At 61.7% G+C, this 25,551-nt stretch carries 18 protein-coding genes and 3 pseudogenes; 6 read left to right on the top strand and 15 right to left on the bottom strand.

Annotation, left to right across the window (positions count from 1 at the left end):
* Positions 1 to 51: 51 nt before the first annotated feature.
* On the bottom strand, positions 52 to 684 hold the full coding sequence (locus tag FEV53_RS14975; RefSeq protein WP_185962238.1) for a transposase: 633 nt from the start codon (positions 682 to 684) through the stop codon (positions 52 to 54).
* A gap of 236 nt (positions 685 to 920) precedes the next feature.
* Here FEV53_RS14975 and FEV53_RS14970 point away from each other — a divergent pair.
* Positions 921 to 2,281, top strand: a pseudogene (locus tag FEV53_RS14970) (IS5 family transposase).
* 115 nt (positions 2,282 to 2,396) lie between these two features.
* Here the strand turns inward: FEV53_RS14970 and FEV53_RS14965 are convergent.
* The 6 genes from FEV53_RS14965 to pepD all read right to left on the bottom strand — a co-directional run bounded on the left by FEV53_RS14965 (position 2,397) and on the right by pepD (position 9,992).
* Entirely contained in the window at positions 2,397 to 3,287 is an 891-nt protein-coding gene (locus FEV53_RS14965) for an ABC transporter permease (protein WP_185962237.1), read from the bottom strand.
* A gap of 122 nt (positions 3,288 to 3,409) precedes the next feature.
* Entirely contained in the window at positions 3,410 to 4,939 is a 1,530-nt protein-coding gene (locus FEV53_RS14960) for a sugar ABC transporter ATP-binding protein (protein ID WP_185962236.1), read from the bottom strand.
* Positions 4,936 to 5,907 carry an ABC transporter permease gene (locus FEV53_RS14955; protein ID WP_142835612.1) on the bottom strand — a complete coding sequence of 324 codons (972 nt, stop codon included), beginning with the start codon at positions 5,905 to 5,907 and terminating at the stop codon, positions 4,936 to 4,938. The genes FEV53_RS14960 and FEV53_RS14955 overlap by 4 nt, the downstream gene beginning before the upstream one ends.
* Positions 5,908 to 6,039: 132 nt before the next feature.
* A complete protein-coding gene (locus FEV53_RS14950; protein WP_142835611.1) occupies positions 6,040 to 7,200 on the bottom strand; it encodes a sugar ABC transporter substrate-binding protein in 1,161 nt (386 codons plus the stop codon).
* A 35-nt stretch (positions 7,201 to 7,235) separates the two neighbouring features.
* Positions 7,236 to 8,474 (bottom strand): epoxide hydrolase family protein, encoded by a 1,239-nt coding sequence (locus FEV53_RS14945; RefSeq protein WP_185962235.1) that lies wholly within the window; start codon positions 8,472 to 8,474, stop codon positions 7,236 to 7,238.
* Positions 8,475 to 8,525: 51 nt separating this feature from the next.
* On the bottom strand, positions 8,526 to 9,992 hold the full coding sequence (gene pepD, locus FEV53_RS14940) for a beta-Ala-His dipeptidase (protein ID WP_142835609.1): 1,467 nt from the start codon (positions 9,990 to 9,992) through the stop codon (positions 8,526 to 8,528).
* Between the two features lie 622 nt (positions 9,993 to 10,614).
* Here pepD and FEV53_RS22140 point away from each other — a divergent pair.
* Positions 10,615 to 11,263: pseudogene (locus FEV53_RS22140) on the top strand (IS6 family transposase).
* Between the two features lie 282 nt (positions 11,264 to 11,545).
* Here FEV53_RS22140 and FEV53_RS14930 read toward each other — a convergent pair.
* From FEV53_RS14930 to FEV53_RS14920, 3 genes are read right to left on the bottom strand one after another with little or no spacing between them, the layout of a single operon-like run.
* Complete coding sequence (locus FEV53_RS14930; RefSeq protein ID WP_142835608.1) at positions 11,546 to 12,544, bottom strand: rhamnose ABC transporter substrate-binding protein; 999 nt, start codon at positions 12,542 to 12,544, stop codon at positions 11,546 to 11,548.
* A gap of 39 nt (positions 12,545 to 12,583) precedes the next feature.
* Complete coding sequence (locus FEV53_RS14925) at positions 12,584 to 13,561, bottom strand: ABC transporter permease (protein WP_142835607.1); 978 nt, start codon at positions 13,559 to 13,561, stop codon at positions 12,584 to 12,586.
* Positions 13,558 to 16,170 (bottom strand): ATP-binding cassette domain-containing protein, encoded by a 2,613-nt coding sequence (locus tag FEV53_RS14920; RefSeq protein WP_221931629.1) that lies wholly within the window; start codon positions 16,168 to 16,170, stop codon positions 13,558 to 13,560. The genes FEV53_RS14925 and FEV53_RS14920 overlap by 4 nt, the downstream gene beginning before the upstream one ends.
* Before the next feature lie 149 nt (positions 16,171 to 16,319).
* On the opposite strand from FEV53_RS14920, the gene FEV53_RS14915 reads away from it, so the two are divergent.
* Positions 16,320 to 17,507 (top strand): ROK family protein, encoded by a 1,188-nt coding sequence (locus tag FEV53_RS14915; protein WP_142835606.1) that lies wholly within the window; start codon positions 16,320 to 16,322, stop codon positions 17,505 to 17,507.
* Between the two features lie 146 nt (positions 17,508 to 17,653).
* Here FEV53_RS14915 and FEV53_RS14910 read toward each other — a convergent pair.
* The 4 genes and pseudogenes from FEV53_RS14910 to FEV53_RS14895 form a co-directional block, all read right to left on the bottom strand.
* Positions 17,654 to 17,836: pseudogene (locus FEV53_RS14910) on the bottom strand (IS3 family transposase); the annotation flags it as partial.
* A gap of 701 nt (positions 17,837 to 18,537) precedes the next feature.
* A complete protein-coding gene (locus tag FEV53_RS14905; RefSeq protein ID WP_142835605.1) occupies positions 18,538 to 19,575 on the bottom strand; it encodes an ABC transporter substrate-binding protein in 1,038 nt (345 codons plus the stop codon).
* Positions 19,572 to 20,948 carry a sensor histidine kinase gene (locus FEV53_RS14900; RefSeq protein WP_142835604.1) on the bottom strand — a complete coding sequence of 459 codons (1,377 nt, stop codon included), beginning with the start codon at positions 20,946 to 20,948 and terminating at the stop codon, positions 19,572 to 19,574. Before FEV53_RS14900 ends, FEV53_RS14905 begins: the two co-directional genes overlap by 4 nt.
* Entirely contained in the window at positions 20,941 to 21,612 is a 672-nt protein-coding gene (locus tag FEV53_RS14895) for a response regulator transcription factor (RefSeq protein WP_142835603.1), read from the bottom strand. Before FEV53_RS14895 ends, FEV53_RS14900 begins: the two co-directional genes overlap by 8 nt.
* A 155-nt stretch (positions 21,613 to 21,767) precedes the next feature.
* Between FEV53_RS14895 and FEV53_RS14890 the strand changes: the two genes are divergently transcribed.
* The 3 genes from FEV53_RS14890 to FEV53_RS14880 all read left to right on the top strand — a co-directional run bounded on the left by FEV53_RS14890 (position 21,768) and on the right by FEV53_RS14880 (position 24,802).
* On the top strand, positions 21,768 to 22,745 hold the full coding sequence (locus FEV53_RS14890) for a Bug family tripartite tricarboxylate transporter substrate binding protein (protein ID WP_142835602.1): 978 nt from the start codon (positions 21,768 to 21,770) through the stop codon (positions 22,743 to 22,745).
* An 83-nt stretch (positions 22,746 to 22,828) separates the two neighbouring features.
* Positions 22,829 to 23,260, top strand: a complete 432-nt coding sequence (locus FEV53_RS14885; protein WP_142835601.1) for a tripartite tricarboxylate transporter TctB family protein — start codon at positions 22,829 to 22,831, stop codon at positions 23,258 to 23,260.
* 3 nt (positions 23,261 to 23,263) lie between these two features.
* Positions 23,264 to 24,802 (top strand): tripartite tricarboxylate transporter permease, encoded by a 1,539-nt coding sequence (locus FEV53_RS14880; protein ID WP_142835600.1) that lies wholly within the window; start codon positions 23,264 to 23,266, stop codon positions 24,800 to 24,802.
* Positions 24,803 to 25,264: 462 nt separating this feature from the next.
* On the opposite strand, the gene FEV53_RS22135 is transcribed toward FEV53_RS14880, so the two are convergent.
* Positions 25,265 to 25,372: an IS3 family transposase gene (locus FEV53_RS22135; protein WP_425465493.1), complete on the bottom strand. Its 108-nt coding sequence runs from the start codon at positions 25,370 to 25,372 to the stop codon at positions 25,265 to 25,267.
* Positions 25,373 to 25,551: the final 179 nt, after the last annotated feature.

The raw sequence follows: 25,551 nt of genomic DNA, 5'->3' as shown, positions 1-25,551 counted from the left end.
CGGTCTCGTTCGTTTGGCTCTCCATATTTCGGCCTCGTAGCGCGGGCCCGATCACCTGTTGGAAACGGCCGATCTGGGCTTCGACACGGGAGCGTTGACCCAACGCCTTGCCTTCTGCCAAGAAATGCGCCCGTGGTCGGCGATCATCTGGATATGGGCATTGCGGACGTCGGAATCGCCAGGGACGGCGTTACTCGGCGGAGGAACGATCACTTCGACATCTGGACCGAAAACGTCCCGGATCGCCCGGGCCGGCGGCGCGCCATCATAGGCGCCATCGCCGATGAAACAGCAGACAAAGTCCGCCACCTGAGCCAGCAGCTCAGGCAGCGCGCCGGGATCGCCGACATGCTCGGTGGTCAGGCTGGACGTGACGATGTGGCTACTTTCGGGGTCGAGGCCGATATTCAGTTTACGCCATGTTTTCCGGAGTTTCGGCAGACCATGCCTCTCCGCCATCCAATCGCGACCACTATGGGTCCGTAGGCCTGTACTATCGACGATCAAAGTGATTGTGCCGCGCGTCGGCCTCGGGTCCGGCGCGATTTTCAACGATGGGGCGCGGCGGCAGAGCGTCGATAAATCCGGCACGGGCAAGTGAACCCACATGAGCCGCAAAAGACTTCGACCGAAGCCCTGCGTTTGTCGAAGCGCGAGGGCTCCCCGGCTGAAGTTGTCGATCACGCAGAGAAGGCGAAACCGGCGGCCATCGGCAAGCGCACGGCAGATCAGATGCCTTCGATCTGAGGCGCAGCTATGCCCTCCACATGACTGCGGAAAAACGCGCCGGCCAAGCCAATAAGTTCGCCCTGAACAACACCCATCCCATTGTTTTTATATATAACACAGTGTCTCCGTCAGGTTTCAGGCGCAGCATTTGGTATTTTTGCAGCCGGACCCCTGCAATTTCGAGCTGCGATATGAAGCCCGGAAAGCCTTCCCCGGAGCAGGATGATCTGCTGCGCGCGCGACGGGTCGGGATGATCGACATGCGCCACGAACTGGTGAAGCTCGCCGATCTGATCGACCGGGAGCTGTTCGAGCGGGAATGGGCCGGGTTGTTCCCGTCGCAGACCGGTCGCCCTGCCACGCCGACGCGCCTGGTCGCGGGGCTTTCGTATCTCCGGCACGCCTTTCGGTTGTCCGACGAGGCGGTCGTGCACGGTGGGCCGGGACCCCTTACTGGCAGCATTTCTGCGGCGAGACGGTCTTCCGGCATCGCCTGCCGATCGACTCTTCGTCGATGACACGTTGGCGCAACCGGATCGGCGAGGAAGGTGTCGAGTGGCTGCTGTCCGGGACGATCAGGGCCGGACAGCGCACCGGAGCGGGGCAGGATGACCATCTCAGGAAGATCACTTCGAGACCACGGTGATGGAAAAGAACAGCGCGCATCCCACCGATGCCGGCTTTACAACGTCGCACGGCGCAAGCTGGTCGGGCTGGCCCGCGCGGCCGATATCAACCTGCGCCAGAACGACAATCGCCTCGGCCCCGGCTTTGCGGGCAGGTCGGGCGCTATGCCCATGCCCGCCAGTTCAGGAGGATGCGCAAGGCCCTGCGTCGGCTCAAGGGCCATACCGGCCGCGTGCTGCGCGACATCGAACGGCAGACAGACAAGGGGACTGAGGGACCGCTGACAGCGCGGATCGCGGAGATGACGGCGCTGGTAAACCGGTTGCTGGCGCAGAAGCCACAGGACCGAAAGACGCTTTACAGCCTGCACGAACCGGCGGTGGCTTGTATCTCGAAAGGCAAGGCGCACAAGCGCTATGAGTTCGGCACGAAGGTCAGCGTCGCGACCATCACGGAAGGTGGCTTCGTCGCCGGCATGCGATCACTACCGGGCAATCCTTTCGACGGACACACCCTGCACGCGGCACTGGAACAGGTGGACATCCTGACCGACCGGCGCCCGGACATGGCCTTCGTCGACCGTGGCTGCCGTGGCCACGGCGTTGAAACAGTGAAGGTCTTCATCAGCGGTGCAAGGCGCGGCGTCACCAGGACCATCGCGAAACTGCTGCGACGACGAAGCGCCATCGAACCAATGACTGGCCATATGAAAACCGACGGACGTCTGACCCGATGCCCACTCAAAGGAACCGAAGGTGATGCCCTTTTCGCGGGCCTCTGCGGCTGCGGTCACAACATCCGCATGATCCTGCGCCACCTGAGGGTCTGTCTGTGCCATTTCATCTGGCTGATCACACTGCTCCGAGGGCTCACCCCCGGCGCCGACCGCCATCAAAGGCCGCAAATCGCCGCCGGAGCCTGTTGATCAGCATGGACTAATTGCGGCTCGCGTTCACTAAGTTGGCAATCCCTGAAGTTCAAATCATCAAAGCTGGCCACCGCGATTAAAACCTCCGTATCGGCTTCACTTCTACCCGTACTCACTTGATGACCAACCCTCTGGTGCGCGTTGTGGTTAGCGCGACGACAACGATGATAAATACCCCATAGACCAGGCTCTGGGCCTGCGCGCTGAAGCCGATGGCTTGAATCGCGATTGGCACGAAGGCGACGGTCAAAGCGCCGAAGATGATGTTCAGCGGGTTCGTCAGGCCGCCTGAGATCGACGTTCCGCCAACGAGCGCCGCCGCGATTCCCGGCAGGAGCAGCGCGCTTCCAAGACCGCTGGCGGATGCCGATCCCGCCTGCGAAACAATGACCAGTCCCGCAAGGCCGCCGGTAAACCCGGAGATGGCGAAGGCTACGATCTTCGCGCGCTTCGTGGGCAGAGCAGAGAGCAGGGCGCCGGACTCATTTTTACCGATCGCGGTCATGGTCTGGCCGATCACCGTCAGGCGCAGCAGCACCCAATATGCCACCGCAACAATAACTCCGAGCCAGAAGGTGAGCGGAATGCTCAGCATTTTGGTATTGTAAAGGCTCGTCACCAGTTCGCGGTTCTCCGTCACATAGATCGTCTCCGACCCGCTCGTCACCAGCGCGGCGGTCTGCAGGATGCCCAATGTCCCGAGCGTCAGCGCAAAGGAGGGCACATGCGTGTACGCAAGGATCGCTCCGTTGATCGCGCCGATTACGGTCAGAAGCAGCAGCACCCCAATCAGCGCGCCGACGCCCATGGGCGGCAAGGCCAGCGCCAGAAGGATTGCTCCGAACAGGCTGATTGCAGCGTTCGAGAGGTCGATCGAGCCGATATTCAGCACCATGGACTGCCCGAGCGCCACCAGCATGATCGGCGCGGCGGAGGCGGTGGCGATGGAAATTCCAAGCGGGCCAAGATAGTTGGAATTGAAAATCCCGACGACCAGCAACATGGCAAAGAACACCAGCGGCGGCGCCAGCGTATGCCAGCCAGCCATGTGGCGCAGTCGCCCGAGGAAGTCCACGCTCTGACGTGGTTCAGTCACAAGGTCCGGGGAATATGTAGTGTTCTGGGTCATACCATTTCCGCCACGATTTCTTTGATTGCGAGGTCACTTGCGAGGCTCATGTCGTGATGCGCTGAAAGCTGGCCGTCGCGCATGACAAAGATTTCATCGGCCAGCTCCAAAGCCTCTTCGATGGTGTCGGGGATCAGGATCACAGCGGTACCGTGCTCGCAGGCCTGGCGGATCTCGGCATTCACCGTCTGAGACACCCCCACATCGAGCCCGCGCAGCGGGTGATCGAGCATCAACACCTTAAGGTCAGGCGAATTCAACCACTTGGCGAGCACCACTTTCTGCTGGTTACCACCGGAAAACTGATCCAGCGGCTGGGCGATATCGTTCGGATTGACATCAAGCCGGTCAAACCATCCCTGAGCGGTCTTCTCCAGCCGCCGGGGTCTCAGGAACGGCCCAATCATGGCATCGCCCCGATGAACCAGAGCGATGTTCCGGGTGCCGGAATAGCCACCGATCATACCCTCGGTCTTGCGCTCGGCGGGCACATAGGCGAGCCCAGCCTGCACCGCCTCGCGGATTGACCAGTGCGATACGTCCCGCCCTTCGACCACGATGGTGCCTGCATCATGGGCAACAGCGCCGAAGATCGCCCGCATCAGCGCCCCACGACCCGAGCCGTTGGTGCCGACAAGCGCGGTGATCCGGCCCGAATACGCCGCAAAAGAAATATCCCTAAAGACGCCCGCCCGGCTGAGATTGCGCACTTCGATCGCGGGTTTCAGGTCTCGTGGACGGCCGGAGCGGGGATGCGCCTCAATGGTCGGCGCTTCGTCCACCATCGCCCGGAACAGCTCATCCCGGGTCACGCCCCTGGTGCTGCGGTCGCTGGTCAGGACGCCATGGCGCATGACCAGGACCCGGTCACAAATACGCAGCACCTCATCGAGCCGGTGAGACACGAAGATCACGCTGGCGAATTCACGCAGCTTGCGAATTTCGCGTTCGAGCACCTCTACCTCGGCTTGCTCCAACACCGCTGTCGGCTCGTCGAGGATGATGAGCGGGGTCCCCTGCCCGTCCGCCTCGACACAAACTGCGCGGGCGATCTCGACCATCTGGCGATCCACAAAGGACAGATCACCGACCCGCGTCCGGGGATCCAGATCCACCCCGATCTTTTTCAGAACTGCGGCAGCTTCGCGGTTGATCCGGCCCCAATCCTGGCAGCCGAACCGACTGAGACCTGGACGGGCAGTGTTCTGCTGGTCGATATTTTCAGCGATGGTCAGGTTGGTGAACAGGGACTGCTCCTGATGCACCACCCCGACCCCGGCACGGAACGCGTCGTTGGGGCTCCGAAAATTGGCCACTTTCCCGTTGATTTCCATGGTGCCTTCATCGGGCCGTTCGATGCCCGCGAGGATCTTCAGGAGAGTGGACTTGCCAGCGCCATTCTCGCCAGTCAGTCCGATCACCTCACCTTTGGCGATCTCCAGAGAGATGTTGTTGACGGCTTTCACTTTGCCAAAGGAGCGACTGATCCGGGTGAGCTTCAGGACGGGGGGGATGCTGCTGTTCATTTTGCCACCTTCAACCGGCCGCGCTGGGGCCATGCGACCGCGATCACCGCGATCAGGAGGATCGTGCCGAACACGCCAGACTGGAAATCGGGATCAACCCCGGCCAGCACGAGGCCATTGTTCAGAATGATCAGGAGAAAGACCCCCAGTGCCGAGCGGAGCACCCCGCCCTCGCCGCCGCTCAGGGCCGTACCACCGATCACGGCTGCCGGGATCACCACAAAGAGCTGACCAAAGCCGATATCGGGAGAGCCAGAGCCCAGCTGCATCGTGGCGAGAATACCTGCCAGACCGCAGAGCGTTCCGGCGACTGAAAAGGCGGCGATCTTGTAGCGGTCAACTGGCATTCCGTTGCTACGGGCGATGGGTTCGTTATTACCGATGGCCATGAGGCCGCGCCCGAAGCGGGTGTAGTGCGAAATCAGCACGCCCACCATCAGCACAACCGCCGCGAGCCAGAAGGAATTGGGCAGTCCCAGAGTCAGACGGGTGGGCCAGCGGGCGAGTGTTTCGCTTGTCAGACTCGGCAAGAGGCTGTTGCCATAGAGCAGGATCGCCACGCCCAGACCCACATACCAGGTCCCGAGCGAGACAACGAAGGACGGGACCTTGAGTTTGGCGTAGATCGCGCCGGTCAGGAGGCCAAACCCGAGGCCGATCCCCAGCGCCACGACCCAGGCCCAAACTCCGATATCCGTCTCCAGGCGGGTGTTCGGGGACAAGAGGATCCAGGCCATCCCGGCCGCGCCCATCACACCTTCAACGGACAAGTCGATGGAGCCCATCTGGATGACCAGCGAGGTCCCGACCACGATGATCAGCGGCACCGAGACCTGAAACAGCACGTTTTGCAGGTTCTCGACGCTGCCAAACCGTGGGTTCAGGAGAGAAAACACGATGATCAGCGCGAGGAGCGCGGCGATCATCCCGATTGGGCCATTTGTGCTTCTGGACAGGATCTGCCTCATGGGACTGGTCTCGGATGCTGTCGCCCGCGGGCGCGTTTCGTCTCACCGGCCTCCCTGCCCTATGCGGGCACGGGTATGAGCGGCGCTGATGGCCCTCCGGCCAGAAACCCGGCCGGAGGTCGTCAAGCTGGATCAGCTTTCGGGCAGGACTTCGACGCCACCGCCTACGAGCGGCACCGGCTCAGTGTTCCAGGGGCCGGTTTCGACCAGCCGCTCGACAAAGGCATCCGGCGCGCCGGGCTCGTCATACTGGAGGTACTGCTCATAGTTTGCAGGGGTCACGCAGCTCAGCTTAAAGAAGCTCTCGCGCTTTTCCGGTTCCAGCTCGCTCGGGACGATCTGACCGGAGGCCGCGAGATAGGCAGTGTAGAGCCCGATAGCGGACGCCATGTAACCGCGGTGGAAGGTCTCGCCCACGATGGCATTGTCGCCGCGGCCGGATTTGATGTCCTCAAGCGTCTTCGGGTAGAGGCCGTCCGACGAGAACTTCACCTTGTCCAACATGCCCGCGTTCTCAAAGGACTGCATGGCCCCGATCTGCATGCCGTCATCGGCACTCCAGACCCCGTTGATCTGGTCGCCGTATTTCACGATCAGATCCTTGGCATTGCGGGCGCCGAGCTGAGGATCCCAGTTGGAGGGACGCTCTTCGAGGATCGTGATGTTCGGATAGTTCTCGGCAATCTCCGCCTTGAAGCCCGCCACACGCGTCTTGGAGGTGGTGCTGTCCTGTACGCCGGGCAGCAGGATCACATTGCCCTCGCCGCCAAGGGCTTCGGCCAGAGCCTGCGCTCCGCAACGGCCAGAGTCGACGCCCGTGTGCTTTTGGAAAGCCACGAAATTATCGCCGATGGCCTGAGGCTTGAACTCGTCGGGCTTATTCCACCAGATCGACACATAGCCACCGGATTGCTTGACCGCGTCGACAATCGGCGGGGCATCGGAACTGGCCACAGTGTTGACGAACATGATCGGCTTTTTGCCCGAGGCTAGGATCGCCAGAATGCTCGAAATCGAGGTCTGGGACGAGTTGTTGGAGTTCACAATCTCCAGATCAATTCCCAGCGCCTTCGAGATCGCCTCGGCGCCCTCGATGTTCGAGATCATATAGGGGTTCGTGGTGTTGATCACCGAGGCCACGATCACCCACTCATCGGGGTTAAAGCCTTCGGGGTGCTGGATTTCCGCCAGCGCCTGAGAGGCGCCGAGACCGGCGATCATAGCGGCGGCCACCGCCGCCGCACCAAAGGCGCGACGGGTGGGGGCAAACAGGGACGTGGTCAGGGTCTTCATGGTATCCTCCTCTGGGAACTTGATATTTTCCGGGGTCAGCCGCGCAGACCGCGGAAGAAGGTGCGGACGTCGTCGACAAAGAGTTCGGGGACTTCGAGCGGCGCGAAATGGCCGCCGTCCTCGTGCACGCGATACTGCTGCAGGTTGAAGTATTTCTCGGTCCAGGTGAGCGGTGGCTTGTAGATCTCACCGGGGAAGATCGAGACCGCCGTGGGCACACCCACGACCGGAAAACGGTTATGGCTGGGCGTCCATGGATTGCCGCGACATTCCCAGTAATACCGGCATGACGTGCCGCCCGTATTGGTCAGGTAATAGACCGCCGCTGTGGTAATCAGGTCTTCCTTCGGCCAGACACGCTCGAACGCTTCGGTGCCCACACCGCGCTCGGCCAGACCCCAGAAATAGCGTTTCTCCGTGATCCACGCGAGCTGACCCGCAGGGCTGTCCGCCACAAGTGCCCCGAGAGTCTGGGGCTTCGTCAGCTGGATCTCGCCATAGCCACTCTCGTTCTCGACGAAGTTCTTACCGCGCTCGAACCAACCTGCCTCTTCAGCAGTATATTCGCTGGCCGCCGGGAGACCCAGAACCGGATCGTATTCCACGCCTTCAGGCTGGTCGGGATGGGACGGCAGGTAGTGGCTCATCTGCGCCGGGAAATGGGTGTAGACGCCAATCACGTCCTGTTCGTATTTGTGCCCATGCTGCTGAGCGACCAATGCGCCCCAATCGCCGCCGGCGGTGGCGTAGCGATCATAGCCGAGCACGTCGCACATGAGCGTGTTTTCCAGATCAGCTGTCTTCCAGAAATTCCAGCCAGTGCTCGTGAGCGGTGAGGAAAAGCCGTAGCCAGGCAGCGAGATCAGGACGACGTCAAAGCTATCCTCCGCGTTGCCGCCATAGGCCTCGGGATCGGTCAGCGGGCCGATCACCTTGCGCAGGTCCCAGAAGGTCCAGGGCCAGCCGTGGTGGATCAGCAGCGGCATCGGGTTCTTGCCCTTGCCCCGCACGTGGATGAAGTGCAGCGGCACGCCCATCAGGTCGATCTTGAAATGGGGCAGTTCATTCATCCGGCGCTCCACATCGCGCCAGTCATATTCGTTGATCCAGTAGTCGATCAGCTCGCGGTGATAGGCAGTATTGTAGCCGTATTTCCAATCATCATTGGCAAAGTCATCGGAGAAGCGGGTGCGCTTCAGACGGGCCATCATGTCATCGAGATCCGCGTCAGGGATGTGGATCTGGTAGCTGGTGGGAGAATGGTCGAGGGCCATATTCATTTCCTCTGTCAGGGGGTCGCAGGACCGGCGCGGGTTTCAGAGACGTCAGCGGTCGAGATGGCGCATCACATCCTTGATCAGAGGCCAGACGCGGGCCGCCGAGGTGTGATCCATGCTCTCTTTCGGGGAATGCAGATCGAACAGGTTGGTGCCGATGCCGATTGTATCCAGCCCGTCGATGCGCTGGGTGAACATGCCGAGCTCAAGGCTGCACACCGAGACCAGAACATCCGGTTTCGTCCCCATGGTCCGCTCGTAGCAGCCCTTGGCGATCTCCAGCATCCGCGAGTCCGGATTCCACGGAAACTCGGGGGCATCGAGGCCGATCTGTTTGGCCCGCACACCATCACCGGCCAGATCAGCCAGAAGCATGAGCTGATCGAGCAGCGCATGCTTGCGCGAGGTCACGGCGCTGGTGATCGTGCAAGTGATCTCAACTGTATCGCCAGCCGTGACCATCAGCCCGATATTGTTGGAGGTTTCCCAGTTTCCCTCGACTTCGAGGTTCTGGTTGGTGATCCCGTTCGGAAGCAGTGCAATCACCTGCACCAGCCGGGCAGCGGCGGCGGGGGAGAACACCCGCTCGACACTTTGATCTGTGCGCGCAGTGGTGATCCGCATGTCAGGATCCGACAGGCGGAACTCATGGCGGATATCCTCGGCCAGCGCAGCAACCGCTGCCTCGATGGCTTCGACCTGATCCGCACGCACCCAGAGCAGAGCTTCGCTTTCCGCCGGGATCACGTTGTTTTGCACGCCGCCGGAAACGCGGGCAATTTCCACATCACCCGCTTTCATGGCCGCGCGCAGGAGTCGGCCCAGAAGAGCGATGGAATTTCCCCGCTCCAGATGAATGTCAAATTCACAATGGCCACCGAGCAGACCGCGGATGTCGACGCTCAGTCCGACGCGATCTGCGCTGGCGGCTTGCCACTGGGTATCGATGTCGAGGCGGCAGGTCACGTCACCGGAGCACCCGGCGAGGAGTTGCTTTTCCTCGATCCAGTTGAAATCAATCATCCGCTTGCCGGTCAGCTTGGTCAGATCGATATTGTCGCCGCCAACCTTGCCCATCTCCTCCATGACGGTCATCACACATTCCAGCGGAGGATGCGGGATGTCCTCGGAGTCGAGCAGCGCCAGCATATAGGAGATGCCAAGGCCATTATCCGCGCCGAGCGTGGTCCCCTCGGCCCGAATCCGGTCGCCATCGACTTTCAGCCGGACGCCTTGGGTGGCGAAATCATGAGTGACGCCCTCGTCCAGTTTGCAGACCATGTCGATGTGGCCATGAAGAATAACTGTCGGCGCGGCCTCGTATCCGGCTGTACCGGGCTTCTTGACGATGATGTTGTCGAGCGCGTCCCGATGATATTCGAGCCCGCGCTCGTCCGCAAAAGCCGCAATAAAATCGGTGGCATCCTTTTCGTGCTGCGAGCAGCGATGCCGGCCGCTGAGCTCCTCGAAGAAGTACATGACTTCGCGGGGTTCGATACTCTCCAAGACGCGCATTCCATCCTCCCAATCTCGTCCGGGGTCCCTGAGGGGAACAGGGGTTGTCGTAGCGCTGGACGGCAGACCATCGCCGACCCCGCCAAGGCGGGTTTCGCTCTCTTTAAGCGACGGCAGAGACCCTCTGCGCTACGTTTGATACTATTGCTCTTCTCTTACTCATTTGTATCATATGTTTTCGTTCTGGCAACGATAGTTTCATTTGATAGCGAAGTTTGTTCGATATAGGTAATTTTAATAGTCTTATCAACAGGTTATCGAGAGGCCCGGGACAATGAACGCTCACTCGCGGCGCCCCGCGATAGAATTTTTTGACACAACAGTCTTTATATTGGTCTTTAGTGTCATTATGCCGAATCGGCACCGCTTCATGGAGATGAGAATCGGGACTGCTCACCTTTACGGATCAGACCAACCAGCGCCGCCGCGGGTCCCGTTCCGGGACGCGCGATGACATCGCGCCGAGTTCAGCCAGACGCTCATGAGCACGGATTGGAGCAGTATGCCCTTCGTCCAAGGGCACCGTAAATTTAATGCGGCTATAAGGTTGATATAAGTTATGCCATAACAACCTATCCGAGTAACTATCGCAGCCACCGCTTTCCACCTGAAATCAACGCCTATGCCGTCTTGCTGTAATTCCGCTCCCCCCCTCAGCCTGCGGAGGGTTGAAGCATCTTCGGGCGGCTCGGCGCATCACAGACTCGCATCAACTCATCCGGACTTGGCCAAAAAACTTGATCGTCGGTACGCCAGAAAGATCCGGACGAAATCCGCCCGACATATGGAGTACGAGTGGCATCTGGACGAAGTCGCGGTTAAGATACGGGGACGAAAACACTGGCTTTGGCGAGCCGTTGGTCGGGAAGGCTTCGTTCTCGATGTGCTCGTCTAAAGCCGGCGGAACAAGAGCGCGGCAAAGCGACTGCTGCGTAAGCTGAAACACTACGGCACCCCACGCGCGGTGATCACGAACAAGCTGGGTTCTTATCCGGCGGCAAAAAAAGGAGCTCGCGCCGAGGGTAGAGCACCGTGCACACAAGAGGATTAACAATCGCGCTGGAAATTCACACCAGCCCATTCGAGGAAGGGAGCGGATCATGAAAGACTTCAAGTCGCCCGCTCACCTACAGCGCTTCGCTTCAATTCACGATCCGATCGCCAACCTGTTCCACCTCCCGCGCCACGAGATGACATCCGCCGAGTTCCGCTACCTCAGCGCAGCCACCATGAAAAAATGGCCGGCGATCGCTGGACTGGCAGTGGCCTGAGCACCCAATACTTTGGTTTTTTCTGATCCGAAGGCGTTAACTTTACGATGCCGGTCTGGCAGATGCCCAAGCCTCCACGAGTATGCCTCAGTGTCCGCCCAAAACAGAAGTCCAGTTCCGATGCACTCAACCTGAGGCAAGATAGCGCCCCCGACAGAGTCGCCTCGCAGAACCCCATTCAGGGTTCGATGCCGTTCCGTTCCAATTCGAGTGACCGGTACGGCGCGAAATTCGGCTGGCTCCGCGCCATGTTCAGTGGCGCGGAGCGTTGGTCTTCAGAACTTAGAATTTGAACTCATCGAGGTTATCGGGGGTGACGATCTTCGCCGGTCCGAGCACCACTTCGCCCGCATCGCCGATCGTGTAGCTGCCGAGACGACCCGCCTCGAAGGTTTCGCCTGGCTCGCCGGTAATATCGCACTGGGCCAGCGCCTGTGCGGCGTAGTAGGCGAGGTAGCCCAAGTCAGAGACGTTCCACCAGATGTCCTGCGCGGATCCGTCGGCGATGTACTTCTTGATGAGCGAGGCGGGGGCGAGACCCGTGAGCTTGATCTGACCGGTCAGATCCGCCTCCTCAAGCGCGCGGGCGGCGGCGGGCAGGCCAATCCCGGCAGGGACGATAATGCCCTTCAGATCGGGATAGGTCTGAGCCAGTGCCAGGGTCTGCTGCTGGTTAATCTGCTCGCTCTCTTCGCCATAGGCCACAGTGACCAGCTCCAGCCCGGAATAGGCGTCGTTCTCGGCCATTTCGCTCTTCATCTGCTCGATCCACGCGTTCTGGTTCGTCGCGGTGGGGGTCGAGGAGAGGATGGCGAACTGTCCCTCACCAATCATCTCGGACATGGATTGAAGCATCATCGAGGCGAGGCTCTCGCCCTTGGCCTGGTTGATGAACAGAGTCCGCGCATCGGCAGCCACGTCCGAGTCGTAGGAAATCACGCGGACGCCATTGGCGGCGGCACGCTTCAGGGCGGGTGCGACGGCGTTGGCGTCGTTGCCGGATATGGCAATCACGTCGACCTGCTGGGCCACGAGGTTGTTGATGAATTCGATCTGCGCCTCAGCGGTGGCCTGACTGGGCGCGGACTGGATCACCTCGCCACCAATTTCGCCCTGTGCCTCCTGGGCGCCCTCACCGGCCACCTGAAAATAAGGATCTGTGTCGAGCTTCGGTAGGAAACCAACCGTCGCCGGGCCATCGAGACACTCCTGCGCGAATGCGCCACCGGTGCTGAGCAGGACTGCAGTGCACGCGGATGCAAGCAAAGTCGTTTTCGTCATCTCGTTCTCCTCCTGTTGAGATAAGGTCGTCTTGTTGGTTCAGGCTGCGGCCCGCTTGCGACGGGCTAGCACAGCCGTGATGCGGGGCATGAAGGTCCCGGCAAGCAGCGCGGCGATGAGCAAGACGCCGATCAGCGTACTCTGCACGTCCCCCCCAACCCCGTTGATCCCCAGAAGATTGCGGATCAGTGCCACGAGGCTCAGCGCTCCCACGACGCCTACGACTCCGCCCTTGCCGCCAAAGACGCTCACGCCGCCGAGCATGGCGATGGTGATCACGTCGAGCTCCATCATAAAGGCGTTATTGGCACGGGCATTGGCCAGCCGTGCGGTGTAGACGATGCCCGCGATCGAGCAGATCACGCCGGAAAACACGAACAGCCCGAAGCGGATTTTCTCAACGGCAATGCCTGAATAGAGTGCGGTCAACGGGTTGCCGCCGATGGCAAAGATCCGGCGCCCGAGCGGCATCCCATGGAGCACCACCGCGAAGACCGGCAGGATAAGCAGAAACGGCACGATGGTCCAAGGCAGCGGCAGGCCGCCGACATTGGTGAAACCGAAATTCAACAGAGCGTCGGGGAGCTGGTTCACCGATCCGGTGCCCAGCAGCATGTAACCGATGCCCCGGAACAGGGCCATGGTGCCAAGCGTGACCACCAGCGACGGCAGCCCGACGACGCAGACCAGTGCCCCGTTGAAGGCCCCCAGCAGCGCGCCTGCGATCAAGGTCAGGGCGATGGCGGGCCAGAGGGGCATCCCCCCTTGCAGCATCAGACCCATAACGACGCTGGTCAGGGCCAGCGTGCTGGCTACCGAAAGGTCGATGTCGCGTGTGATCAGCAGGAGCATCATCGGCATGACGATCAGCGCCCGCTCGGACACACCTGCGATCATCTGCGAGATGTTGAACGCGCTGCCAAAATTCTCAAAGGCGGTCAGGCCGGAGATCAATGTGACGAGCGCCACGGCGCAGATGAACACATCCCAGCCGGACAGCCAGTTAGGTCTCTTCATGACAGAACCCTCCGGGAAATGGTGCGCTCGCGGCGCTCGGCGATTTTCGCGTCGATGGTAATGGCGACGAGGATGACGAGGCCGTAGATGCCCTGCAGCCAGAGCGGATCGACCCGGACCAGAACCAGCCCGTTGCGGATCACGAGAAGCGCCAGCGCGCCCAGCACGATACCCAGAACTGTCCCCGAGCCGCCGCGAATGGCGACCCCGCCGACGACGACGGCCGCGATGACGGTGAGTTCGTAGCCAAAGGCTACCCGCGCATCGACCGTCGCATAGCGCGAGGCCCAGAGCGCACCCATAAGCCCGGCCAGCGCTCCGGCGATCACAAAGGCCGCAAAGATCCGGCTGCTGGCGGGGATACCGATCAGGTCCGCACCGCCGGGGTTCGAGCCCACCGCATACATCTCGCGTCCCGACCGGGTCTGGGACAAGAGGAACCCGGCGATCAGCAAAACCACCACCGAGACCGTGACGATCATCGGCAGACCGAGAAAGCTGCCCCCCGCAAAGTCCAGCCAATGGGCGGGGACCTCATCGGCACTGATCTGGTCTCCATCCGCATAAATGCTGTGCAGACCTCGGAAAATCGACATGGTGCCGAGAGTCGCGACAATGGACGGCACGCGCCCATAGGCCACGAGAACCCCGTTGATGACCCCTGCTCCGGCGCCCAGCAGGCAGGCAAACGCCACCCCTGCCAGCGCCGGCAACTCCGGGTTGGCGGACATGAGCGCGGCGGCTGCATAGGCGGTCAGCCCGATGGTCGAGCCCACCGAGAGATCAATGTTGCGGGTGAGGATCACCAGCATCTGCCCCAGCGCCACGATCCCCAACATCGCCGCGTCCATGAAGAGCGCGTTCAGGTTCACCGGCGACAACATGCGCGGATTGGCCAGCGTCACCGGGATCACCACAGCGAGGATCGCTACCGCCAGCCCGATTTCCCGCCGCGCGGCCAAATGCATCAGAGCGTGCATTACGGGATGCGGGTCGGTCGCTTCCGCTGGCTTTTCAACAGCCTGCGGCGCCGTGCCCAACTCTTCGGCGCTGTAGGTCGCGGCTTCTAGAACCTTGGTCGCGCTGGCCTCCTCGCGCGTGAAGGTCGCAGCCTGCCGTCCTTCGTTTAAAACGACGATGTTGTCGGACATGCCCAAAAGCTCGGGCAGCTCCGAAGAAATCAGAATGATCGCCAGCCCCTCGGCGGCAAGTTCCGAGATCATCGCGTGGACGGCAGCTTTGCTCTCCACGTCGATACCTTGGGTCGGCTCATCAAGGATCAGGATCCGCGGCTTGGTGGCGATCCACTTTGACAAGACCACCTTTTGCTGGTTGCCGCCCGACAGCCCGGAGATCTCCTGCTCCCAGCTGGCATAGCGCAATTTCAGGTGCTCAAGCTGCTCGCGCACCGCGCTGATTTCCTTTTCCGGCTGCAACAGACCGCCGGTGGTACACTGCTCCAATACGGTCAACGAGCCATTCACACGGATCGGGAAATCCATGATGAGGCTCTGGGACAGGCGATCCTCGGAGACATAGGCGATCCCCTTCTTCATCGCGGCGCCCGACGACCGGATCGACACAGGCTCCCCGTCCAGCAGGATCTCCCCCTCGGTCGGGCGGGTGATGCCGAACAAAGTCCGGGCCACCTCGGTCCGACCCGAGCCCACCAGCCCGCCGATCCCGAGGATCTCGCCCTCGCGCACCTGAAACGAAATATCGTGATACTCACCGTCATGGCTGAGGCCGTTAACCTCCAGCACCGTCTGGCCCAGCGGATGCTTGCGCTCGGGGAATTCTGCCACCAGCTCGCGCCCGGCCATTAGGTTGATCGCCTCCTGACGCGACAAGGCTTCGGCGGATTCGACGGTGATCAGCTCGCCATCGCGCAGCACCGCGATCCGGTCGGACAGGGCAAAGATCTCGTCCATGCGGTGGCCGACAAACACGATCCCCACGCCGCGCGCCTTCAACCCCTCAACCACCTCAAAGAGCTTTTCGACCTCCCGGTGAGACAGCGCTGCGGTAGGTTCGTCCATGATCAGGACGTCTGCCTTGGACGAGAGTGCACGGGCGACCTCCACCAGCTGCTGCTCGGAGACACTCAGCGTCCGCAGGGGCTGGGTCGGGGCGATATCGAGCCCGATGGTGGACAAGAGTTCCGATGCACCGGCGTTCATCGCGGCACGGTCCAGCACCCCGCCGCCCTTGGTCGGGAAATGCCCAAAGAAGATATTTTCGGCGACGCTCAGATCGGGGAAAAGCCCAGGATGCTGGTGCATCACCGCGATGCCCGCGTCCTGCGCCTCCATGGGTGAGGACCAGACCCGGGTTTCGCCGCCTATCTCGACGCTGCCCTCGTCGGGGCTGTAAACGCCCGCCATGACCTTGACGCAGGTGCTTTTGCCCGCCCCGTTCTCTCCAAGGAGCGCCAGAACCTCACCCGCGCGAATGGCAAAGGACACATCCCGGATCGCTACTGTCCCGCCAAAGCGCTTGGTTGCTCCGGTCAAACGCAACAGTACCTCACCGGATTTGGGAGCGGCTGCCGGGCTCAAGGAACTGGCCGACTCGGCATAAGACATATCGCGCATAGGTTTATCGTCCATTCGGCGTGCCCTCCCTGAACAACTGCGCGAATCTGCAAGTGGTGCGCAACCTAAGGCGGCATTCCGGCAGGTGTCAATAAATACTTCCTAATGAAGTTTTATATTGCCAGGTGGTCGAAAACCGGAGATGATCGCTTCGGGAGAAGCGCATGAGCAGTCACATGAGGGACCGGTCTGGCAGCCATCGAGGCACCAATCAGGTCGCAGTTCGCTCACATAATGAAAGACTTATCCTGTCTTTGGCCCGCCAGTTTGGCAGTCTGACGAAGCCTCAGGCGGTGCGGGAAACAGGATTGTCTATCAACGCAATTGCCGTAATTTTCCGTGCCCTGGAGGAGGAAGGTTTCCTCATTCGCGGGGAGCCGGTCAGGGGCAAGGTCGGTCAACCGACCGTGCCTGTCCGTCTCAACCCTGAGGCGCGGCGCTACTTCGGATTGAAGATCGGCCGACGGAGCACGGACCTCGTTCTCGTCGATTTCACTGGCCAGCTCCTTGGCAGCCAGACCATCGAACACCGCTTCCCGGATCCCGATCACGTGTTTGGTTTCGCCACGGAGGCCATGGAACGTATCCTTTGTGAGACCGGGCTCTCAAAGGAGAACATCCACGGATTCGCAACCGCAATGCCGTCCGAAATCTGGAGCTGGAGCAGCGAACTCGGCATTCCACAGACAGAGATGGATCGGTGGCGCAGTCTGGACGTGACAGATTCTTTGAACGCGTTGGTTCCATGGGACGTTACGGTGGTGAATGACGCGACGGCGGCTTGTCAGGGCGAGCTGACCTTCTGCGGGGATGGGAAGACGCGGGACATCCTTTACCTTTTCATTGGCACGATGATCGGCGGCGGACTGGTCCTGAACGGCAGTGTGTTTCAGGGCCGCTCAGGACGCGCTGGCGGTCTTGGCCCCCTCCGGGTGGCCCGACCCGGAGGTAGCACATCAAGGCTACTGGATCAGGCGTCGCTTTTTGTGCTTGAAAAGCGACTGCGGGCAGGTGGGATAACCCCCGTTTCCCCCGGGAGGTCGGACTTCTGGCGTAATCATCCTGACCTGACGGGCCCGTGGTTGCAGGATGCGTCCGCCGCTCTGACCCAGACGATCTTGTCCAGTCTGTCACTGATCGACTTCGAGGTCGTCATCATCGACGGCTCGATCCCTCCGCAGATCCGGAGCATCATCGTCGATCAAACACGAGCCGAATTTGTGTTACAGGATCTGCAGGGACTTGTTCTGCCCGAATTTCGCGCCGGACAACTTGGCCCCCTCGCCCGCGCTGTTGGCGCTGCTGCCACCAGCCTGAACGCTCAGTACGGTATCGATCAGAGTGCATTATGATGGGTCTCCGCTACGCCGGAGAGAAGTGATATCATGCATGCCTCGCACAGAGATGTTCGAGACTTTTGTTCGGGACGTTCACCAAGTTGAAGAAAGCAGTCGCGCGCCGATCCCGTAAGATCCAAAGGCCAGCGGGATTACCAAGAGTAGAGCCGGTAGAGCTTCTTCCAGTTCACGTCCCAGGCCTCCCGCTTCATCAGGATGTGCAGCCGCCGGTAGCCGAACCGCCGCCGCTCTGAGGCGAGCTGCTTCATCCTGGCCCGCAGCTCCGTATCAGCCGGACCCTTCGAGCGGCGCCGGTACACGCGCGGATCGATCCCGGACATCGACGTCCCCCCGCCCCAGATCAAGCAGTGGCGCGATCCGCTCCTTGAGGGGGAATTCAGGGAGGCCTCGAAGACCGGGCTAGAGCCAGGGCACAAAATTTACCCCTGCCTACTTTGAGGCCAGCCCCTCACCCAAACCAATCAGGTCTGGACGACGTACGCTACCGTCATCCCCATGGCGCGCGGGTTCCTCTCGCTCGCCATCATACTGGACGGCTTCCCACGCCGGGCACCGGAATCTCGGGTGTCTATCACGTTGGAGCCGGATTTTTGCATCGGAGAGGTGCAAAAGGTGCCTCCGCACCAAGGTACGTTCGAGATCTCTAACATAGATCAAGGCCGCCAGTCCACATCGACCGGGTTCATCGAGGTCCTGGCCGGGCGAAGTGTCATGATCAACATGGATGGCAAGGGAGCCTAGCGAGACACGAGCGCCCCTGACGGACAATCACATGCGAAGAGGTCTCCCTGCGGGACCACACCAGCACATCGGAAGCCCGCGCCGGGATCCACCGATACATCGGCTTCTCCAACAGCCGCCGTCAACATTCATCGCTTATGTGGATACCCATTGATAGGCGTCCTTCAACCAGACGATGACTGATGCTGTCGCGGCATGACCGAGGCGCAAAACCACTTAGAAAGCACGCGGAACCTGTTCAGAGGAGCCGAACCATTTCTGACTATGACTTACTCGGCTGCCATCATCGGCCGGTGTCAAATCCAAGGGCGTCTTGCCATGCGTCATAGAGTTGAGCACGGCGATTCCCGTCAAGGGCGACGAGCAGGGAGGGCGATAGCGCGATCGTACGGCGTGCGCTCGGGGTGAGACTGGTTTCGCCAAACTCCATCGAAGCGACCAGCCCGATTTGCCGCAGGAGCTCCTGAGCTTCGGCAGTGATCAGAAAATCGAGAAATGCTGTCGCCGTGGCTTCTTGAACAGCATTCTGCGGGATCATAAAAGCCCGGGAAAGGACCAGCGTGTAATCTTCCGGCAGGACCATTCCGACCTCGGGCCGTCCGGCGCTCGCCACGTAGGAGCCCAGGACATTATACGCCACCAGATAGCGCCCTTCGGCGACGCCCGCGATGATCTCGGCTGAGCAACAGGTTGCTACGGCCTCAATGCGGGCAAAGCTTTCCAACAGGGCTCCGAAGGTTGTGGCCTCGAGGCTGTCGCTGAAGGCGAAGAGATAGCCGAGCCCGGAGGCCGCAATGTCATAGGTCGCGATCTTGGCGCGGAAACGCTCGGGGTCAGCACGCAGGACGTCGAGCAAGGCAAATCGGCTGCGTGGCACTTCACGTCCGGCAAAGGCAGCCTTGTTATACGCGATGACGGCGGGTTCAGTGGTGATGCCCCAGAGTTCGTCCCGCCAGCGCCGCGTCTGGGGCAAGGCCAGCGTGGCTGCAGAGCGATATGACGCCGCGCAGGCCGCGTTCACCAGCCAGACCATCTGTTGCACTGCCGAAGACAGAATTGCGTCGGCCGGTGTCCCCTGTCCCCGGCAATCGGACCGGCTGCGGGCAAACAGAGCGTTGGAGCCCCATTGTTCATAGTTAATCGTCAGATCCGCGCGCTGACCGGCAAAGCGCTCTATCACCGGGCGGATGATCTCGATATCCGTGGTGGAGCGGATCAGGAAGGGCGTCGCCCCGTTGCCAAACCGGGCAACAGCCTCCTGAGCCGACCCTGGCGCGGCGACCCACAGGAGCAGAGCGAAAACCTGAACCAGCCGGGTCATGACCTCGCCTCCGTCACGGGCAGAACCAGCGCGATCCGGAACCCACCGGCATCCTGAGACAGGTCCATCCGGCCACCAAAAGCCGTGGCGACAGCGCTGACGATGGATAAGCCGATCCCTGACCCGCTCTCGCCCGAGCCAGCAGACCGGTTAAAACGCACGCCCATCCGGGCCCTTACGGCATCGCTTGGGCCGGGGCCGCTGTCACGCACCCAGAGGATTGCTTCAGGTCCTCGCCTCTCGGCACCAACGGAGACCGGCGCCTGCCCATGCTTTAGCGCATTAACCAATAAGTTCCGCGCCGCCTCACCCAGCGAAAACGCATCAGCCTGCACGAGCACCGGGTGTTCACCGATCTCCAGTTTGAGCTCGACGCCGGGTGCCAGCAGTGCGTGGTCGTCCCGTTCAACAATCTCCAGCGCCACCTCACGCAGATCGACCTCGACCCGGGGGGCGCTGTCGGTCCGGTGGACAACCAGTGCGCGGCTCAGGAGCTGGTCGAGCAGCGTCCCAAGCGACCGGGTGCGTCGCAGGAGCCGGTCCAGAGCCCGCTCCCGGAGGGGTGGTTCCGTTTCCACTACGGCTGTTTCGGCCTGAATGCGGATCGCGGCGACGGGGGTCCGAAGCTGGTGGGCGGTGTCGGAGATCAGCGTGCGCATCGCATCGACTTGCCCATCGAGCCGGCCCATAAAGCGGTTCATGGCGCTCAGCATAACCTGCAACTCGCGCGGCAGGTCCTCGGCCGGGATGGCGGTCAGGTCATAGGGATCGCGTCGGGCGAGGTTCTCGGTGATCGCCTCAAGAGGCCGTAACGCCCGCCGCACCACCGCCCACGCAATGAGCAAGAGCGCCGCGCCAGCCAGCGCCATGGGCCGCAGCGCATCCAGTGTGAGGGACTGGGCCATGCCGGTGCGCGCGCGGAGGGTCTGCCCCACGATGACCTCGACGCTGCCGGAGAAATCCCTTTCGGCAAAACGCCTCTGGACCGTTACAAACCGGGCCGCCTCCCCGTCCAGCGCCGCGTCGAAGAACACCGCATGCCCCTGCTCGGGCGGAACGATCTGCGACTGGGGATCCAGCCCGGTGATCAGCTCCCCTCCCGGGCCGTGAACCGCGTAATAGACCCGATCTTCGGGAGCCTGTGCCAGCAGCTCGAAGGCCGAGACCGGCAGCGCCACGAGAGGCGCCCCATCCTGTACGCGGATCGACTCGGCGATGTCGTTCGCCGCGCCGAGCAGGATGCGGTCATAGGCTTGCCGCGCCGCCAGACGCCCGTTCCACCAGGTCGATCCCGCCACCAGCACGCTGCCAAGCAGCAGAATCGTCAGAACCGCCAGCAGCACGCGCGTGGCAAGGGCGCGTGGCTCAGCCATCGCGGCCAATCCGGTAGCCAACGCCGCGCTGGGTGCTGATCGTCACGTCGCTGCCCGCAAATTTCTTGCGCAGCCGCGCGATGTAGAGCTCGATGGCGTTCTCCCCCACATCCGCATCATCAAACCCGTAGAGCGTGTCATAGAGCCGCGATTTGGACAGGTATTGTCCTTCGTGACGGATCAGCGCGTCGAGCAAGGCCGCCTCGCGCCTCGTAAGCTTCAGCGGGCGGGGGCCGAGCGACGCGCTGCGGTCCTTTGGCAGATAGGTCAGCGATCCCAGAGTGATCGTCTCTTCCTTGCGCGCGGCGTCGCGCCGGACCAGCGCCCGCAGCCGGGCCTCGAGCTCACGCTGATCAAAGGGCTTGCCCAGATAATCATCCGCCCCCTGATCGAGCGCCTCCACCCGGTCATCCACCGAGGCCAGCGCGGTCAGCATCAGAACTGGCGTCCGGTCGCCCCCGGCCCGCATCTCGCGCAGGAGCGTCAGGCCGGAGCCGTCGGGCAGGTTGATGTCGAGGATCACCGCGTCATAGCTCTGCACCGCGCGGCAATCGCGCGCCTCCTCGACGCTCCCCGCCAGATCGCAGGTCAGACCCGACCGTGCCAGATGGACCATCACTCCTTCCGCCAAATCGGCAGCGTCTTCGACCATCAGTATGCGCACACGGGCCCTCCGCAGTTTCGTCAAAACCTGACAGGTTTGTGACAGCTTCATTGGTTACACATCCTCAACCCGCAGGAAAGAGGCGCAACGCCCGCCCCTCGCGGGGACCGACGCCCGGGCTGGGGAGTGCGCCGGGCAGATCCAAGGAGGATTCAATGACCATTTCTGCAACCCGCGGTGCCATCGCCGCCGCTTTGCTCTCGCTGTCGACTCTGGCGGCTTATGCCCAGGAAAACCCCGAGTGCATCGCCCCGGCCAATCCCGGCGGCGGCTGGGATTTCACCTGCCGTCAGGTGGGTAAGTCGATGCAGGATCAGGGCCTGATCGATCAGACCATGCAGGTGGTGAACCTCGCCGGGGGCGGCGGTGGTGTCGCCTTTGCCGAAGTCGTGAACAAGCGGGGTGACGACGACAATCTGATCGTTGCGGCGTCGTCGGCCACGGCCACGCGTCTGGCGCAGGGCGCTTATCCGGGCAACACGATGGATCAGGTGCGCTGGCTAGCCTCGATCGGGGCTGATTACGGTGTGATCGCCGTGGCGGCCGACAGCGATATGGACACGCTGCCTGCGCTTCTGGACCAGATCAAAGCCGACCCCACCAGCATCTCCGTGGCCGGTGGCTCTGCTGTGGGCGGCTGGGATCACCTGAAGGTTCTGATCGCCGCCAATGCCTACGGCATCGAAGACGTACGCAGCGTGAAATACATTGCGTTTGACGGTGGCGGCGAAGCGGTGACCCAGCTTCTGGCCGGGTCTGTGCAGGCCTTCACCGGTGACATCTCTGAGGCCAAAGGCTTCGTCGACTCCGGCGACATCAAGGTGATCGCGGTGCTCGCGCCCGAGCGTCTGGACGGCGAATTCGCCGAGATGCCGACCGCCAAGGAGCAGGGCATTGATGCCATCGGTGCAAACTGGCGCGGCTTCTACGCTCCGGGCGGTATGAGCGACGAGGCCTATGATATGTGGGTGTCCAAGATCGCCGATCTCTACGCCTCGGACGCCTGGAAAGAGGTGATGTCGGCCAATGGTCTGGCGCCGCTGGACCTGCAGGGCGCGGCGTTCGAGGAATTCGTCTCGAACTCGGTCGCACAGATCCAGACGATCTCCCGCGAGATCGGCATCATCAAGTAACGCTCTGACCCCAGCGTCAGACCGGGTGCCGCCAAAGCTGCGGCGCCCGGACCATAGCTGCCATCCGAAAAAAGGAGCCCGCCATGAGCGATCGCGTATTCGGGATCGTCGGAGTTCTGCTGGCCATCGGGTACGCCCTCGCGGCCCTGACCATCGAAGAGAGTTTTCTGTCGGACGCCGTCGGGCCCAAGGCCTTCCCCCTGATCATCGCCGCCCTGCTCGGCATCTCCAGCGCCGTGATCGCGCTGCGCCCGGACCCTGAGCCCCACTGGCCCGCGCTGGGCCGGCTGGCCGAGATCTTCGGTGCCGTTGTGGTCATGATCCTCTATGCCGAGATGCTGCCAATCGCGGGCTTCGTTCTCGCCACCGTTTTTGCCGCTGCCTATCTGGCGTGGCGACTCGGGTCGAAACCGGTTGAGGCGCTCCTGACCGGGATCGGGACCTCGGTCGGCATCTATTCCGTTTTTCACCTGCTGCTCGGGCTGTCGCTGGCCCGTGGCCCCTGGGGGTTCTGATCCATGGATATTCTCGCAAGCCTCGGTGACGGCTTCGCCATCGCCCTGACCTGGCAAAATCTGGGCCTCGCCCTGCTCGGTTGCTTTCTCGGCACAATCATGGGGGCGCTTCCCGGCCTCGGCCCATCGAACGGGGTCGCGATCCTAATTCCTCTGGCCTTCACTCTCGGTCTGGGTGCAACGCCGTCCCTGATCCTGCTGACCTCGGTCTACTACGGGGCAATGTATGGCGGGCGGATCAGTTCGATCCTGTTGAACATCCCGGGCGATGAGCCCGCGATGATGACCTGCCTCGATGGGTACCCCATGGCCCAGAAGGGCCTCGCAGGCGAAGCACTGTCGCTCTCTGGTGTCGCGTCCTTTGTCGGTGCGTTCCTCGCCACATGGGGTTTGATCCTGCTCGCCCCCCAGCTGGTCAAGATCGCGCTGCTCTTCGGTCCCGCCGAATATTTCGCCCTTTTTGCACTGGCTTTCATGACGCTGGGCGGGGTCTCCTCAACCAACCAGGCGAAATCCGCCTTTGCCGCCGCCCTGGGTCTGGGACTGGCGACCATCGGCGTCGACACCCAGACCGGCGTGCCGCGCTTCACCTTCGGCGAAGTTCACCTCTATGACGGGCTCGACTTCCTCGTGGCCATCGTGGGGCTGTTCGCCCTCTCCGAAGTTTTCATCTTCCTTGAAAACCGCCATGGCGGCTCCGACGCCGCGGGCCACAAGATGAAAATCGGTCGCCTCTACCCTCCTTTGTCGATGCTAAAGACCTGCACGCCCACCATGCTCCGCACCTCCTTCCTCGGCTTCATCGCAGGGGTTCTGCCGGGCGCAGGCGCCTCGTTGGGATCTTTCATCAGCTATTCGATGGAAAAGCGGCTGGTGGACAAGGACGGCACCTTCGGCACCGGAGACCCGCGTGGTGTGGCCGCTCCCGAGGCCGGCAATAACGCCGCCGCGGGCGGGGCACTGGTGCCGATGCTGGCCCTAGGCGTCCCAGGCTCGGGCACCACAGCAGTGCTGCTGGCCGTGCTCCTTTCACTGAACATCACCCCCGGTCCGCTCCTCTTCACCAACAACCCGGACGTGGTCTGGGGCCTGATCGCCGCGCTGTTCATCGCGAATTTCATGTTGCTGGCGATGAATATCCCGATGGTTGGCCTCTTTACCCGCGTGCTGCTGATCCCGTCGCGCATCCTCATGCCCATCGTCGCCATGGTCAGCTTCGTCGGCATTTACGGCATCTCAGGGTCGAGCTTTGACCTCCTCGTGATGATCGGGTTCGGCGTGATGGGCTGGGTTCTGCGCAAGCTCGACGTGCCCCTGGTGCCGGTAATACTCGGCACGCTCCTCGGCAACGCCATGGAGAACAATCTGCGCCGTGCGGTCACCATCGACAACGGAAACTGGGGCACGCTGATCGACAGTCCGCTCTCCATCGGGCTCTGGGCCGTCGCCCTGATCGGGTTCGTTCTGCCGCTGATCATCGGCGCACGGGTCCGCGCAAAAATGCACCAACGCCGCGACGAAGACGGTGCCATCAGCGATTGATCGCCTCTGCTAAACCGACCGCGTCAGAGACGCCACAACAGTTTGGGTAAGCCACTCCGGCGCGGTCGAAGTCGAATAACTGGTAACAACTGTTGTTTGGGGACGACATTGTACACGCAGGGATAAAGATCTAAGCTTATCAGCTAGCAACTGTATTTCTCGATCTGGCTGAGAAGCCCCTTCTGGCGAGATTTGCACAGCGCGTTTGCGATTGTGACAAGCTTTCGCGCGACGGCCGTGACAATGACTTTGTGTGGCTTCCCCGCAGTTTGAAGGCGTTGTGCGCATGTTTTCAGGATTGGATTGTGGTGACTGGTTACCAGAGCGGCCTGGAACATGATCTTCGTCTCTGTTTCCGGGCAGTCTGATTGTTGATCCTACGCGGCCATTTTCGAACTCATTTCTGTGAACGCCTGAACCGGTGTCTGGTAGCCGATGGCTGAATGGCGGCGCTGGCGGCCCTTAGAAGACCTCGATGTACTCGAAGATCGCGGCCCTGGCCTGTTCCCGGATTCCGAACCGATGGCGATGGACCAGCTCCTTCTTCAGCGAAGAAAAGAAGCTCTCCATCGGGGCGTTCTGCGCCTTCAAACGATCCCCCCGGATCGTTCGATCCGCTGGCGCGGACCAGCTTGAACCCGAGGCACTGACCCTTGCGGCTCATGGATTGAGCCAGCTTGGCGCGGTGGATGATCTTGCGGTCGTCTCCGCTGGCATATTGCATGCCGCGGTCCGAATGCAGGATCAGG

Origin of the sequence: Palleronia caenipelagi (genome assembly GCF_007004065.1) — a bacterium.
GTDB classification, from domain to species: Bacteria; Pseudomonadota; Alphaproteobacteria; order Rhodobacterales; family Rhodobacteraceae; genus Palleronia; species Palleronia caenipelagi.
This window is presented reverse-complemented; position numbering and strand designations above follow the sequence as displayed.